At 70.6% G+C, this 15056-nt stretch carries 13 protein-coding genes; all 13 read left to right on the top strand.

Translation table 11 applies throughout. The features are described 5' to 3' along the window. Positions 1 to 161: 161 nt before the first annotated feature. From IE136_RS25465 to IE136_RS25525, 13 genes are read left to right on the top strand one after another with little or no spacing between them, the layout of a single operon-like run. The gene (locus tag IE136_RS25465; RefSeq protein WP_229819131.1) at positions 162 to 1136 is read left to right on the top strand and encodes a 3-oxoacyl-[acyl-carrier-protein] synthase III C-terminal domain-containing protein; all 975 of its coding nucleotides are present in this window, start codon (positions 162 to 164) and stop codon (positions 1134 to 1136) included. 27 nt (positions 1137 to 1163) lie between these two features. Further along, positions 1164 to 3050 carry an HAD-IIIC family phosphatase gene (locus tag IE136_RS25470; protein WP_158990719.1) on the top strand — a complete coding sequence of 629 codons (1887 nt, stop codon included), beginning with the start codon at positions 1164 to 1166 and terminating at the stop codon, positions 3048 to 3050. Positions 3051 to 3072: 22 nt separating this feature from the next. Then, entirely contained in the window at positions 3073 to 3303 is a 231-nt protein-coding gene (locus IE136_RS25475) for an acyl carrier protein (RefSeq protein ID WP_158990721.1), read from the top strand. A gap of 37 nt (positions 3304 to 3340) precedes the next feature. Next, positions 3341 to 4639 carry a lysine N(6)-hydroxylase/L-ornithine N(5)-oxygenase family protein gene (locus tag IE136_RS25480; RefSeq protein ID WP_158990723.1) on the top strand — a complete coding sequence of 433 codons (1299 nt, stop codon included), beginning with the start codon at positions 3341 to 3343 and terminating at the stop codon, positions 4637 to 4639. Positions 4640 to 4689: 50 nt separating this feature from the next. After that, on the top strand, positions 4690 to 5058 hold the full coding sequence (locus IE136_RS25485) for a cupin domain-containing protein (RefSeq protein ID WP_158990725.1): 369 nt from the start codon (positions 4690 to 4692) through the stop codon (positions 5056 to 5058). Continuing rightward, a complete protein-coding gene (locus IE136_RS25490; RefSeq protein WP_158990727.1) occupies positions 5055 to 6653 on the top strand; it encodes a class I tRNA ligase family protein in 1599 nt (532 codons plus the stop codon). Before IE136_RS25485 ends, IE136_RS25490 begins: the two co-directional genes overlap by 4 nt. Continuing rightward, entirely contained in the window at positions 6650 to 7930 is a 1281-nt protein-coding gene (locus IE136_RS25495) for an ATP-grasp domain-containing protein (RefSeq protein WP_158990729.1), read from the top strand. The genes IE136_RS25490 and IE136_RS25495 overlap by 4 nt, the downstream gene beginning before the upstream one ends. Before the next feature lie 54 nt (positions 7931 to 7984). Further along, positions 7985 to 8863, top strand: a complete 879-nt coding sequence (gene ddaH, locus IE136_RS25500) for a dimethylargininase (protein WP_373309133.1) — start codon at positions 7985 to 7987, stop codon at positions 8861 to 8863. After that, the gene (locus IE136_RS25505) at positions 8860 to 9186 is read left to right on the top strand and encodes an avidin-fold protein (RefSeq protein WP_158990731.1); all 327 of its coding nucleotides are present in this window, start codon (positions 8860 to 8862) and stop codon (positions 9184 to 9186) included. Before ddaH ends, IE136_RS25505 begins: the two co-directional genes overlap by 4 nt. Beyond that, the gene (locus IE136_RS25510; RefSeq protein WP_229819133.1) at positions 9183 to 11009 is read left to right on the top strand and encodes an ABC transporter substrate-binding protein; all 1827 of its coding nucleotides are present in this window, start codon (positions 9183 to 9185) and stop codon (positions 11007 to 11009) included. The genes IE136_RS25505 and IE136_RS25510 overlap by 4 nt, the downstream gene beginning before the upstream one ends. A 2-nt stretch (positions 11010 to 11011) precedes the next feature. Further along, positions 11012 to 12352 (top strand): cation:proton antiporter, encoded by a 1341-nt coding sequence (locus IE136_RS25515; RefSeq protein ID WP_158990733.1) that lies wholly within the window; start codon positions 11012 to 11014, stop codon positions 12350 to 12352. Positions 12353 to 12408: 56 nt separating this feature from the next. Further along, positions 12409 to 13713: an ATP-grasp domain-containing protein gene (locus IE136_RS25520; RefSeq protein WP_229819135.1), complete on the top strand. Its 1305-nt coding sequence runs from the start codon at positions 12409 to 12411 to the stop codon at positions 13711 to 13713. Positions 13714 to 13719: 6 nt separating this feature from the next. Further along, positions 13720 to 15000, top strand: coding sequence for an MFS transporter (locus IE136_RS25525; RefSeq protein ID WP_158990735.1), 1281 nt, complete (start codon positions 13720 to 13722; stop codon positions 14998 to 15000). The last annotated feature ends 56 nt before the right edge of the window (positions 15001 to 15056 follow it).

Genomic DNA, 15056 nt, shown 5'->3' on the forward strand with positions numbered 1-15056 from the left:
TCGGATTACGTGTTCAACCCCGCCGGCTCCGCACGCTGTTGATTTGTGAATCGAAAGCGGCCAGGATTCCTGACGCCCCCAGAAATCGCGGTGAGAGAGAGGCAGTAATGGCGCAACTTCCCGCTGAATTCGGGATTACTGGTTTCGGTTACGCGTTCGGCGTGGACCAGAACGTCGCGGAAGTCGCCGGACAGTATGTTCCGGATCCGGAGCGCATCGTGAGGTGGGGTTACCACACCTTCCACCGGGCCCCCGACGACGTCACCGCGACCGACCTGGCAGCCCGCGCCGCCCAGGACGCGCTGGCCCGCACGGGCGTGGCCGCCGACGACGTCGACCTCCTGGTGCTGGCCACCTCCGAACACCCGGAGTACCCGCACTGGGACGGCTCGGCCGCGCTGGGCCGCGCCCTGAAGATGGAGAACCGGCAGACGCTGCTGCTGAACGAGGGCTGCGCCTCGGGCGTCACCGGACTCGGCATCGTGGCCGGCCTCCTCGCTGTACAGCCGGAGATCAACACCGTCCTGTTCGTCGCGGTGAACCGCGTGAGCGAATTCCACCGCAACCGCATGACGGTCAACAACGCGGTCCACAGCGACGGCGCCGTGGCCGCGGTCCTGCGGCGTGGCCACGAGCGCAACACCTGGCTGGCCACCGAGCAGTTCACCGTCACCGACCTGTGCGACTGGTTCCGTACGGACTACGGCGGCGCCGTCACCCCGCTGCCCCCGGAGGGCTGGTCCAGCAAGACCGCCCCCGCCGGCCACATCCAGGTCCAGGAGCACTTCCAGCGAGACCCCAAGCGCCTGCGGGAATTCGGGCAGCAGGCCGTCACCCGCGTCTTCGACGCCCTCGACGGTGCCTGCAAGCGCGCCGGCGTCAGCCGCGACGACGTCACGCACCTGATCTACATCAACGACCCCGACGGCATCACCGACCTCGCTCAGCCGCTGGGCATCCCGCTGGAGCGGACCAGCTACGACATCGCCAAGGCCCACGGCCACATGGGCTCCGCGGACCAGCTCACCGCCCTCGGCCGGCTGATCGAGCAGGGCACGGTCGCCCCGGGGGACCTCGTCGCGCTGACCGGGATCTCCATCGGAATGCGCTGGTACTGCTCCCTCGTCCGGGCCTGATCCGACCCGAAGGAAGGCAATTTCACCGTGAGTGAGAGCGAGACCCCGCTCGCCGCGCTGCGCGCGGCCGTGCGGGAACACCGCATGCCCGACCCGCCCCTGCGCCGGGCGCTCCTGGAGAGCGACGACACGGCCCTCGCCCGGCAGGCGGGCAAGGCCCTCAAGCAGCTGACCGTCGACGGGGACCAGCCCCGCCAGGTCGAGGTGGCCCTCCTGGCCACGTGCACCATCGGATCGTACGAGCCGCTGCTGCGAGCCCAACTGGTGGGCGCCGGCTTCCTGCCCACCCTGCGGGCCGCCGACTACGGCACCTTCGGGATGGCCCTGGCGACCGGCCGGCTCGCCCCCGAGGGCGACCCTCAACTGGTCTCCCTGCTGATGGACGCCGGGTACTTCCTGCCGGGCGACTGGCACGCCGGCGATCCGGACGCCCTGGAGAAGCACGTCGAGGCCCGCCTGGACGAGTTCCGGGCCCAGCTCGCCGCCTGCCTGGAGCACACGGCCGCCACCGTCGTCGTCCACACCGTTCCCCTTCCCGCGCAGGTCAGGGACGGTGTCATCAGCCTCGGGGCCCGGGCCAGGGTGGGCCGGATGTGGTACCGGGTGAACGCGGCGCTGCTCGGCCTCGCCGAGGAGCACGCCCAGGTGGTCGCCGTCGACCTGGTCGGTGAGCTGGCCGAGGCCGCCGTCCCCGCCCGGGACGCCCGCCTGCACCGGTACGGCGACATGCCGCACACCGACGGAGCCCTGCTGCTCCTCGCCCGGCTCGTCCGGCGCGTCGCCCAGGCCCAACTGGGCCTCTCCCGCAAGGTGCTCGCCCTCGACCTGGACAACACCCTGTGGGGCGGCGTCCTCGGCGAGGTCGGCGCCCAGGGCGTCCAGCTCGGCGGGCTCTACCCGGGCAACTGCTACCTGGAGCTCCAGCGCACCGTGCACCGGCTCCGCGAACAGGGCGTCATCCTGGTCCTGGCCAGCAAGAACGACGCGGACGCCGTGGAGCGGGCCCTCACCGACCACCCGGACATGGTCCTGCGCCCCGACGCCTTCTCGGCCCGAGTGGTCAACTGGTCCGCCAAGGCCGGGAACCTGCGACAGGCATCCGAGGCGCTGTCCCTGTCGACCGAGTCCTTCGTCTTCATGGACGACTCCGACTTCGAGCGCGGGCAGGTCGGCGACGAGCTGCCCGAGGTGGCCGTCGTCTCCGCCGCCGGCGACCCCGCCCACCTGGTGGACGCGCTGCTGCGGCAGGGCTGGTTCGACGTCATGGAACTCACCGACACGGACCGCAAACGCCCCGAGCTGTACCGCAAGCGCGCGCAGCGCGGCGACTTCTCGGCCGGCTTCGGATCGTCGGAGGAGTTCCTGCGGGCGCTGGAGCTCAGCGTCGAGATCGCCCCCGCGAACGAGTTCACGATCGGCAGGATCGCACAGCTCGCCGCCCGCACCAACCAGTTCAACCTGACCGGGATCCGTTACGACGAGGCCACCACCCGGCGGATGAGCGAGGACCCCGGTCATCTCGTGCTCTCCGTCTCCGTGACCGACCGGTTCGGGGACGAGGGCATCGTCGGCGCCCTGTGGGTGGAGCGCCGGCCGGACGTCTGGCGCGTCCTCAACATGGTCCTCAGCTGCCGCGTCCTGAGCCGCGGCGTGGAGAACGCCGCGATCGGCTGGCTGGCCGGCCAGGCCCGGGAGGCCGGCGCCACGGCCGTCGAGGGCCGGTACGTCCGCTCGCCAAAGAACAGCGTCGCCGCGAGCTTCTGGACCGACGCCGGATTCGCCCCGGTCGGCTCCCCTGACGGGGATTCCGCCGAATCGGCGCCCACCGACTTCACCGTCGCCCCGGCGACCGCCGCCGCGGTCACGCCGGAATGGATAGCACTGAACAAAAGGAGTGGATTCTCGGATGAGTGAGCCGGATTCGGTGGAGGAGACAGTGACCGGAATCATCGCCGATGTACTCGGCACCGACCCCGCCGACATCGAAAAGGACACGGCGCTCGCAGCCCTCGGCTGGGACAGCATGAATTCCATCGAAGCCCTTGTGCGGCTCGAGGCGACTTTCGCCGTCGATCTGGATCTGCGGTCCTTCCACGCCGCTCACACGGTCGAGCAGATGGCGGCGCTCGTGGAGAAGCTCCGGGCCGGTGCCTCACGTCATGCGTGAGACGACCCCACCGCATTCACCCACCAGGGAGGACATCGTGCAGCCCCAGGAAGTCGAACTGCTGGCCATCGGAGCCGGACCGGCCAACCTCGCGCTGGGCATCGCCATGGAGGAGCTGGCGCCCAAGGAGCTCGCCGCCGGCACCCTGATCATCGAGCAGCACGAGGACATCGTGTGGCAGCGCGGCATGCTGCTGCCGTGGACCCAGAGCCAGGTCTCCTTCCTCAAGGACCTGGTGACGCTGCGCAATCCGCGCAGCGAGTACTCCTTCGTGAACTACCTCCACTCGATCGGCCGGCTCGACGATTTCATCAACCTCGGCACGTTCACGCCGTACCGCTCGGAGATCTCCGGATACCTCCAGTGGGTGGCCTCCTCCCTGCGTGACGTACGGGTCGAGTACGGCCGCCGGTGCCTGTCCATCGAGCCGGGACCGGTCGAGAACGGCGAGGTCTCCCGTTGGCTCGTGCGCACCGAGGACGGCGGGCTCATCTCCGCCCGGAACCTGGCCGTCGGCGCGGGCCGGGACGCGCACATCCCCGCGGAGTTCACCGCGCTGCCGCAGGAACGCGTCATCCACAGCACCCGGTACTCCGAGCGGGTCGACCGGCTCGACCCGGCCGCCGTCCAGCGAGTCGTCGTCGTCGGCGGTGCGCAGAGCGCGGCCGAGCTTCTCTGGGCGACGTACCAGCGCTTCCCCGCGGCGCAGTGCACGATGCTGATGCGCTCGATCGGACTGAACGCCTACCAGTCCAGCAAGTTCACCAACGAGCTGTTCTACCCGTCCTTCATCGAGGAGTTCCACGCGGCGTCGGCCGACGCCCGCCGCCAGATGCTCCGCGAGATGCACGTCACCAACTACGCGGGCCTGGCCCCCAGCATGCTGGAGACCCTCTACCGCGAGATGTACCAGGAGCGCCTGCAGGGCACCGAACGACTCCGGATGATCACGATGACGGACATCACCGGCGCCCGCATGGACGGCGACGACGTCGTCATCGACACCGTCGACCGCAAGACCGGCCGCTCCGACGAGCTGCGCTGCGACATCGTCCTGCTCGGCACCGGATTCGTCCCCGAGATGCCCGCCCTGGTGAAGCGGCTGGCCGAGAAGGCCGGCGTGGGCGAGGCCACCGTCGACCGCAACTACCGCATGCGGCTGCCGCAGTCGTACACCGCCAACTGCTACCTCCAGGGCGTCAACGAGGCCACCCACGGCATCGCCGACTCCCTGCTGAGCGTGCTCGCCATGCGCGCCCAGGACATCGTGTCCGACCTGCTGGCACGCCAGGGCGCCTCGTCGTCCGGCGGAGCACTTCTCGCCAACGCCCTGTGACACGGGGCGGCCGACCGGCCCGCCCCACCCCACCCGTGGAGGAGAGAACGTTGGAAATCCATGAGCTCGACCGCGACAACCTCAAGCCGGACAACGGACTGCGCGCCCAGCGCCTGTTCCCCTGGCCGGCCCTGAACGCGCCCTTCGAAGGCTCCTGGTGCGTCGTCCCGCCCGGCGCGCAGTCCGGCCCGCACGGCCACCACGAGTACGAGATCTGGGTCGCCATGACCGGCGAGGCCGAGATCATCAGCGAGGGCAAGCGGGTGCCGTTCACCGCCGGCGACGTCGTCCACTTCCAGCCGGGCACCCGCCACCAGGTCGTCAACGACGGCGACGCCGAGTTCCAGATGTACGCCGTGTGGTGGGACGCCGAGCTGGCCGAGCGGTTCACCGCCCGCCACAAGGAGGAGACGGCGTGAGCGGTCGGACGGGGCGCCCCGCCGTCGTCGTCGCCGCGACCCCCACCCCCAACGGTGACCTGCACGTCGGGCACATGGCGGGCCCGTACCTCGCCGGAGACGTCTACAGCCGCTATCTCGCGGCCAACGGCCGGCCGGTGATCTACACGACCTGCACGGACGACAGCCAGACCTACGTGACCACCACGGCCCGCCGTCTCGGCGTCCCGGCCGAGGAGCTGTGCGCCAGGTCGACCGAGCAGATCGAGCGGACCGTCACCGCCATGGGCCTGTCCATGGAGGGGCTCCCGCCGATCGACGACCGGTACCGCGCCACCGTGCTGGAGTTCTTCACCGACCTGTACAAGGCCGGACGCCTCCAGGAGCGCACCGTACGGATGCCGTACGCCGAGAAGCCGGGCATGTACCTGTACGACGGCCTCATGACCGGCACCTGCCCGGTCTGCCTGACCGGCAGCAGCGGCGGCGTCTGCGAGGGCTGCGGACACCCCAACAACGCGGACGAGCTCCTCGACCCGCGCTCGGTACTGGACCCGGACTCCCCGGTGTCGACCCGCGAGGTCACCCACCTCGTCCTGCCGATGGAGGAGTACCGGGAGCGGCTGACCGCGTACTTCGCCGAACGCTCCGCGCGCTGGCGGCCGCACGCCGCCCAGCTCATCCGCGAGCTCCTGGCGCGTCCCCTGCCGGACATCCCCGTCACCGTCCCCGGCGAGTGGGGCATCCCCGCGCCGTTCCCGGAGACACCAGGACAGATCCTCTACCCCTGGGTCGAGGCCATGCCGGCCGTCATGTACAGCACCTGGTGGTCGGCAGCCCGGCGCGGAGAGCGCACGGACACGGTCGACGAGCACTGGCGCGCCGAGCGCGACCCGGAGATCGTCTACTTCCACGGGTACGACAACGTCTACCACTGGGGCCTGATGGACCTGGTGCTGCTGATGGCGCACGGCGACCGCTACGCCCTGCCGGAGACCAACATCAGCAACGAGTTCTACGACCTGGACGGCGAGAAGTTCTCCACCAGCCGCAACCACCTGATCTGGTCGGCGGACCTGCTGGCGGACGTGCCGCGCGACGTGGTCCGGTTCTATCTCGCGCTCACCGCGCCGGAGTATCAGCGGACCAACTTCAGCGCCGCCGCGCTGTCCGAGGTGGCGACCCGGCGCCTCATCGACCCGTGGAACCGGCTCGCCGAGGCCCTGGCCCTCGCCGTACCGGCCGGGACGGGCACTCCGCTGCCCACCTCGGCCCAGGGCAGGACCCGGGCCGCCGGGATCGTCGAGCGCTTCCGGCTCGGCTACGAGCTGGAGGCCTTCAGCCTGGGCCGCGTCGCCGAGAGCGTCGCCGGCGCCCTCGACCGGCTGACCTCACTGGCCCGTTCCGTGGCCGGCGGCGACACCGCGATCCTCCCCGGCGACCTGCTCCTCGAGGTACGGGCCCTGCTGGCCTCGGCCGCGCCCCTGCTCATCGACACCGCGGCGGCGGCCGAGCGGGCCGGTGTGGACCTGGCCCTGAACACGGCCCAGCCCGAGGAGATCGCCCCGTTCGCCCTGCCGACCCTGCCGAGCCTGAGGAGGACCGAGGCGTCATGAAACTGCTCACGATCGAGACGGTGCAGTACCTGACCTACTACCACGGCCGCTATCAGCAGGTGGAGGAGCTGGGCGCGGAGCTCTTCGTGCTCAACGGAGAAGGCACGGAGGACTTCTGGCCGGCCGACCGCTACCGCCTGGCGGGCTCGAAGAAGATCGACGACATCATCGCCGTGGCCCGGGAGTGGCACGCCCAGGAGCACTTCGACGGCGTGATCACCTTCTCCGAGTCCTCGGTCATCACGGTCGCGGCGGTCGCCGAGGCGCTCGGGCTGCCCGGCATCGGCGTCCCGGCCGCGGTGTGCAGCCGCAACAAGTACCTGATGCGGCGGGCGTACGAGCGGGCGGGCGCCCCGATCCCGTCCTTCCGGCTGGCCCGGACCCTCGACGACGCGCTCACGGCCGCCGCCGACTTCGGTTATCCGGTCATCCTCAAGCCCACCCTCGGAGCGGGGAGCCACTTCGTCTTCCGCGTCGACAACCCGGCGGAGATGGCCGAGCACTACGCCGAGGCGGCCGAGGGGATCAGCGACCTCTTCTGGGTCAACTCCGAGGCGGACGGCGTCGATCTGGGCCCCAACGGGCTGCTGGTCGAGTCCTTCCTGTCCGGCCGCGAGTACCTGATGGAAGCGGTCGTCTGGGACGACGAGGTCTACCTCGGATCGGTCGTGGACCGGATCACCGCCGAGGGCGGCACCTTCGACGACGACGTCCACCACGCGCCCACCTCGCTCGGCGACGAGGACCTCGCCAAGGTGCGCGCGGCCGTCAAGGCCGGGGCGCACGCCCAGGGTCTGCGGCGCAGCGTGATGCACGCCGAGGTCAGGTTCCACGAGGGCGAGCCGTACCTGCTGGAGATCGCCGCCCGCGTCGGCGGCGGCGGCCTCGACCTCATCGCCCGCAAGACCGCCGACCACGACCCGATCAAGGCGGTGGTCGACATCGGCCGCGGTGTCCGCCCCGACGTACGGCACTTCCGGCCGACCGGTGTCCACATCACCGCGATGTGCCTGATCAGCGAGGCCGGCGTGGTCGAGCACGTCGAGGTGCCGGCCGAGGTCAGCGAGTCGGACAAGGTCTTCCTGCTGAAGATCACGGCGCGGCCCGGCGACGTCATCCGCCGCCCCCCGCACGGCAACACCATCCTCGGCTTCCTCGGCACGACCGGCGCCTCGCAGGAGGAGGCCTTCCGGACGATGAACGACTTCGCCTCCAAGATCCGGGTGACGTTCGCACCCGGGGTCGCGCCCGGGCCCGAGCCCGTCCACGCCTCCTGAACGTCCACGCCCTCCTGAACGACCCTCTTCACACCTTCCCAAGGAGAACCGACAGTGCAGCAGGACATCCCCGCACGCCAGGCCGCCGCGACCACGGGCGACCGCCCGGTCCGCACCGTACGGCCCCGGCGCTATCTGATGTGCGCACCGGTCCACTTCGACGTCGTCTACTCCATCAACCCCTGGATGGAGCCGGAGAAGCCCACCGACACGGAGCTGGCCGTCGCCCAGTGGGAACGACTGCGCAGTCTCTACCTCGGCCTCGGCCACCAGGTCGAGCTCATCGACCCGATCCCCGGCCTGCCGGACATGGTCTTCGCCGCCAACGGCGCCACCGTCGTGGACGGCAAGGTCCTCGCCTCCCGCTTCCGTCACGCCCAGCGAGTCGACGAAGGCCCGGCCTACGCCACCTGGTTCCGCGACCGCGGCTACGAGGTGTTCGACGGGGCCCACATCAACGAGGGCGAGGGCGACTACCTCGTCACCGGCGACCGGATCCTGGCCGGCACCGGCTTCCGCACCGACCGTCGCTCGCACGCCGAGGCGGAGCGCTTCCTCGGTCGCCCGGTGGTCACGCTCGACCTGATCGACCCGCGCTTCTACCACCTGGACACCGCGCTCGCCGTCCTCGACCACGAGGAGGTCATGTACTACCCGGGGGCGTTCAGCGCCGAGAGCCGCCGGACGCTGCGCGAGCTGTACCCGGACGCGATCCTCGCCACCGAGGAGGACGCCGCGGTCTTCGGGCTCAACGCCGTCTCCGACGGCCGGCACGTCCTCCTGCCCGAGCAGGCCAGCCACCTCATCGACGCCCTGTGGAGCCGCGGCTTCGTGCCGATCGGCGTGGACCTGTCCGAGCTGCTCAAGTCCGGCGGCAGCTCCAAGTGCTGCACGCTCGAGATACGCGACCGGGTTCCGGGGGCATCGGCGTGATCAATTACGACGGGCGGCGATTCCGCCCCGCCGAACCGGAGGCCGAGGGCCGTACCGCGGTCTACCGGCAGGAGGGCGACCTGCTCTGGGGCACGTTCTCGGGCGGCCGTGCCCGGCACGGCACCCTGGCGGGCGTCTGCGCCCCCGACGGCACCCTCGACTTCGCCTACTCCATGGTCCTGGAGGACGGCGAGATCGTGTGCGGGCGCTGCCACAGCGAGCCCGAGCTCCGCGAGGACGGCGGTGTCGACCTGCGCGAGGAGTGGGAGCGCTACGGCGGCCACGCCGCCGTGGGCGTCTCGTACCTCAGGGAGATCAGGTGAGCGCCCCGGTGACCGGCCAGGAGAAGGAGGAAGCCATGTCGGAGGAGTCGAGGAAGCCGAAGAAGGGCGGCACGGTGACCTGGGCCTGCGCGCCCGGGTTCCCGCCCGCGGTGATCTTCCCGTTCACCCCGGCCGAGCGGATGGGCACCCGCAACATCTACGAGTTCCAGATGCTGATGTACCGGCCCCTGTACTACTTCGGCAGCCGCGGCACCCCGGACGTCGACTACGACCAGTCCATCGGTGAGCCGCCGGAGTGGAGCGAGGACGGCCGGACCGTCACCCTGAGGATCAAGCCCTGGAAGTGGTCCAACGGCGAGACCCTGTGCGCGGACAACGTGCTGTTCTGGGTCAACCTGATGAAGGTCAAGGGCGACCGGTACGGCGAGTACGTGCCCGGATACTTCCCGGACAACCTCACCTCGTACGGCAAGCTCGCCGAGGACACCGTCTACTTCACCTTCGACAAGGCCTACTCGAAGAAGTGGGTGCTGATGAACCAGCTCAGCACCATCACCCCGCTCCCCAAGGCCTGGGACCGCACCGCGGACGGCCCGGCCGACGCCTCCGGCGGGGTGGCCGACGTGCCGGCCGTCTACGACTACCTGATGGCGGAGCAGGGCGACATCATCGACGAGACCAACGAGCACCGCACCCGCTGGGCCGACAGCCCGGTGTGGAGCGTGGTCAGCGGACCGTGGCGGCTGAAGAGCTACACCCTCGAGGGCCTCGTCACCTTCGTGCCCAACGAGCACTACTCCGGGCCCGACAAGCCCTATCTGGACGAATTCCGCCAGGTGCCGACGTTCTCGGACGACGAAGAGTACGAGATGCTCAAGGCCGGACCGCGCGGAGAAGGTGCCGTCCAGGTCGGCTATCTGCCGCTGAGCTTCGCCTCGGAGCCGACCACCGACCCGACCGTGGGCGGCGCCAACCCGCTCGGCGACCACTACACCCTGGTCCCGCAGGCCGCCTTCTGCATCCGCTACTTCTGCCTCAACTACAACAACCCGACGGTGGCCGGGAAGATCTTCAAGCAGACGTACTTCCGGCAGGCGCTGCAGAGCACCCTCGACCAGGACGGCGCCGTCCGCGACATCTACCAGGGGTACGCCTACCGGCAGAACGGGCCCGTGCCCATGGTCCCGGAGACCGACCTGGTCTCCCCGCGCCAGCGGGAGGGCGCCTGGCCCCTCCCGTTCGACGTCGAGCGGGCCAAACAGCTGCTGGAGGCCAACGGGTGGGACACCAGCACCACCCCGGCGGTCTGCGTGAACCCGGGCACCGGTCCCGGCCAGGCCGGTGAGGGCATCCCCGCGGGCACCCGGCTGAGCCTCTCGCTGCGCTATGTCGAGGGGCGGCCGGCGCTGACCACGCTGATGGAGAAGTACCGCAAGGACGCCGCCGCCGCCGGCATCGAGCTGCGCATGGAGGAGGTCTACGGCTCCGTGCTCGTCGCCGAGGACGCGCCCTGCGTCCCCGGTCCCGACTCCCCGTGCCTGTGGGAGCTGACGTGCTGGAACGGCGGCTGGGCGTACCACTACCCCAGCGGCGAGATCCTCTTCCGTACCGACGCGGGCGGCAACTTCGGCCACTACAGCGACCCCAGGGCCGACGAGCTGATCGAGGCGTCCGTCACCTCCGACGACCTGGACGCGCTCTACGCGTACCAGGACTACATCGCCGAGCAGGTACCGGTCATCTTCACGCCGAACTTCCCCATCCGGCTCTTCGAAGTCTCCAACGACCTCGGGGGGTTCGGGCCCGTCAACCCCTTCGGGATGATCAATCCCGAGAAGTGGTACTACCTCGAGGACGATTGAGCATGTACCTGTCCGCTTCTCCGATCGCTCCCGTGGGCGCCCACTCGCTCCTGGTGTTCCTGCTGCAGGTGGGCGTTCTGCTGGGCGCGGCCCTGCTGCTGGGGCGGCTGGCCCGGCACCTGGGGATGCCCTCCGTCGTCGGCGAGCTGTCGGCGGGCGTGATCCTGGGGCCGTCCCTGCTCACCCACGTGGCCCCCGCCTTCTCGGCCTGGCTGCTGCCGCAGCAGGCCGCCCAGATGCACCTCCTCGACGCGGTGGGGCAGATCGGCGTGCTGCTGCTCGTGGGCATCACCGGGATGCACATCGATCTCAACCTGGCACGGAGCAAGGGAAGGGCGGCCGCCCTCGTCAGCGCGGGCGGCCTCGTGGTGCCCTTCGCCGGGGGCGTCGCCATCGCGTTCGCGCTCCCGGCCACCCTGCTCACCGAGGGCGGCGACCGTACCGTCTTCGCCCTCTTCACGGGCGTCGCGCTGTGCGTCAGCGCGATTCCCGTGATCGCCAAGACGCTGCTCGACATGGGCCTGCTGCACCGCGACATCGGACAGCTCACCGTCACCGCGTCCGTCGTGGACGACATCGCCGGCTGGATGCTGCTCTCGGTGGTCTCGGCGATGGCGACCACCGGCGTACGGGGCGGGGACATCGCCCTGACGCTGGTGGCGCTCGTCGCCCTCGTGGCCGCCGCCTGGTTCGTCGCCAGGCCGCTCGTCCGCCGACTCCTGCGCTGGGCCTCCCGGTCCTCCGACCGGGACACGAGCGTCGCCCTGTGCACCGTGCTGATCGTCCTGGGAGCCGCGGCCAGCCACGCGCTGGGCATGGAGGCGATCCTCGGAGCGTTCCTGGTGGGCATCCTCATCGGTTCCTCCGGGGAGATGGACCGCGAGCGCCTCGCTCCGCTCCGGGTCTTCTCCATCGGCGTCCTGGCCCCGCTGTTCTTCGCCACCGCCGGACTGCGGATGGACCTCACCGCCCTGGCCCGCCCCGCGGTCCTCGGCGCGGCCCTCGTCGTCCTGCTCGTCGCCATCGTCGGCAAGTTCGTCGGGGCGTACACCGGGGCGAGGGCCGGCCGGCTCAGCCACTGGGAAGGCCTGGCGCTGGGTGCCGGGCTGAACGCCCGCGGGGTGATCGAGGTGATCATCGCCATGGTCGGCCTGCGCCTGGGCGTCCTGACCACCGAGATGTACACGATCGTCATCCTGGTGGCGATCGTCACCTCCCTCATGGCCGCCCCGACCCTGCGGTTCGCGGTGCGCCGGATGCCCGTCACCGAGGAGGAACGCGAGCGGGAACGGGTGCTGCTGGGCAGCGTGAGCGGCAGCCGGCCCGTGGAGTCGAATTCCTGACGCACCACCGCCGAATTTCCGTCCTCGGACATCGACTCGCCGAAAGGAAAGGCAACATGACACAGGTGCACTCGACGACGGAGCAGCCGCCGCTCCTGCTCCTGATAGCGACGGGTATGCGGACCTACCGCGAGTATCTGCTGCGCTCCCTCTCCACCGAGTTCCGCGTGCACCTCTTCCATGTGGACGAGCCCTCGTGGGAGAAGGAGTTCATCTCCGGCTGGACGGTGCTCCCCAGCACCCTGGACGGCCCCGAGATGGCCCGGGCCGCGCGGGAACTGCACGAACGGGAGCCCGTCTCCGGTGTGCTCTGCTGGGACGAGGGCCGTATCCACGCCGCCTCCTACACGGCCGAGGCGCTCGGGCTGCGCAACGGCGACCCGGCGGTGATCTGGCGCCTGCGCGACAAGGGCCAGACCCGCGCCGCCCTCGACGCCGCGGGGGTCGCCCAGCCCCGCTCCGTACCGGTCAAGTCGCTCGACGAGGCCCTGGCCGCCGCCGACCAGGTCGGCTACCCGGCGATCCTCAAACCGCGCGGCCTCGGCGCCAGCCTCGGCGTCGTACGCGTCGACGACGCGGGCCAGCTGCGGGAGAGGTTCCCCTTCACCGCCGGCATGAAGGGCCCCGACCCCGAGCCGCTCCTCTACAGCACCGACCAGCCCGTCCTCGTCGAGGAGTGGGTGACCGGCGAGGAGATCAGCGTCGACGCGGTCGTCCAGGACGGCAAGGTCGTACCGCTGTTCATCGGCCGCAAGGTCGTCGGCTACCTGCCGTACGCCGAGGAGATCGGCCACTACGTCGACGCGGGCGATCCCCTCCTCTCCGACCCGGAGCTGCTCGACGCCCTGCAGGACACCCACACCGCACTCGGCTTCCGCGACGGCTGGACGCACAGCGAGTTCATGCTGACCGCCGCGGGACCGCGCCTCATCGAGGTCAACGGGCGGCTGGGGGGCGACATGATCCCGTACCTGGGCATGCTTGCCACCGGCGTCGACCCCGGTCTGGCCGCCGGCCGGGCCGCGTGCGGACTGACGCCCGAGATCACCCCGTCACGGCACCAGGTCGCCGGCATCCGCTTCTTCTACGTCGACCGCGACGACACCCGCATCGAGTCGGTCTCGTTCCGGGAGACGGACCTGCCCCGCGGCGTCGAGCGCCTGGTACCGGTGGCGCGGCCCGGTGCCGTGGTCTCCCCGCCGCCCAAGGGCACGGTCTGGGGACGGATCGCCTTCGCCATCGCCACGGGGAGCACCACCGACGCATGCAGGGCGGCCCTGGACGCCGCCGAGTCCACCCTCGTCGTACGGACGGGCCAGGACGACACCCCCGACGACACCCCCAGTGAGAGAGAAGAGTGAACAGGCATGGCAGCAACTGAGGAGACGCGGGAAGAGGACGCGGACAAGAGCGCGCGGATCTGGGCCACGTTCCGGGACTCGTCGGTCGCGGTGAAGACCCTCCTCGTCGGCGTCCTACTGAGCCGGCTCGGCGGATTCCTCAACATCTTCATCGTGCTCTACCTGTCCTTCCGCGGGTACTCGGAGGAAGAGGCGTCGTACGCGCTCGGCGCCTACGGCGCGGGCGGCGTGGCGGGGGTGCTGCTCGGCGGCACCCTCGCCGACCGGCTCGGTGCCCGCAACGCCACGGTGCTTGGCATGGGCGCGACCGCCGCGCTCACCGCCTCGCTGCTCTACCTGCCCAACTACCCGGCCCTGCTGGTCGCGGTCGCGCTGGCCAGCCTGATGGCCCAGCTGTACCGCCCGGCCGCGGCCTCGCTGCTCTCCGAACTGACCTCGGAGAGCAGCCAGGTCATGATCTTCGGCATGTACCGCTTCGGTCTGAACGTGGGCGCCATGGCGGCGCCGCTGGTGGGCCTCGGGCTCTACCACCTGGGCGGTGAGAGCTACAGCCTGGTGTTCTGGGGCGAGGCGGTCATCGCTCTCGTCTACACGTTCGTGGCGGCCGCCGCCCTGCCACGGCGGTCCGCGCCCGGTCCCGAGGAGGCCGCCGCGGACGCGGAAGGGCCGGCGGGCAGCTACCGGGCGATGCTCGCCGACCGCCGGTACATGCTGTTCCTGGCCGCCACGCTCTTCAACGCGATCATCTACGTGCAGTACCTCTCCACGCTGCCGCTGGACGTGGAGGCCAACGGCATCGACCTGTTCTGGTACACGGCCGCGGTCTCCCTGAACGGCTTCATGGTGATCGCGTTCGAACTCCCGCTGGCCAAGGTCACGCAGAAGTGGAAGACCAAGATCACCGTGGGGCTCTCCTTCGGTCTGGTCGGTCTGGGTGTGGCGCTGTACGGCATGCCGATCGGCGCCGGCGTGATCATCGGCGCGACGCTCGTCTGGACGCTGGGCGAGATCATCGGCGGTCCCGCGGTCTTCGCCTACCCGGCGACGGCCGGCCCGGCGCATCTGCGCAGCCGCTACATCGGCGGCTTCCAGTTCATGCACGCGCTCGGCACGGCGGTCGGCCCGGTCATCGGCGGTCTGCTGTTCGTACGACTCGGCCACAACGTCTGGCCGTTGCTCGGTCTGATCGGGCTGGTCGCCGCCGTCCTCGGCGCGGCCGCGATCCGTCGGCCGGCCGCCGAGAAGGAGGAGCCCGCCAGGGACGTGCCGGAGGCGGCGGACGCGTAGCCCGGCCGGCCCGAACCCCCACACGACAGGACCGCCGCCTCGTCACGAGGCGGCGG

It is taken from the genome of Streptomyces lateritius (assembly GCF_014649715.1).
Classification (GTDB): domain Bacteria; phylum Actinomycetota; class Actinomycetes; order Streptomycetales; family Streptomycetaceae; genus Streptomyces; species Streptomyces lateritius.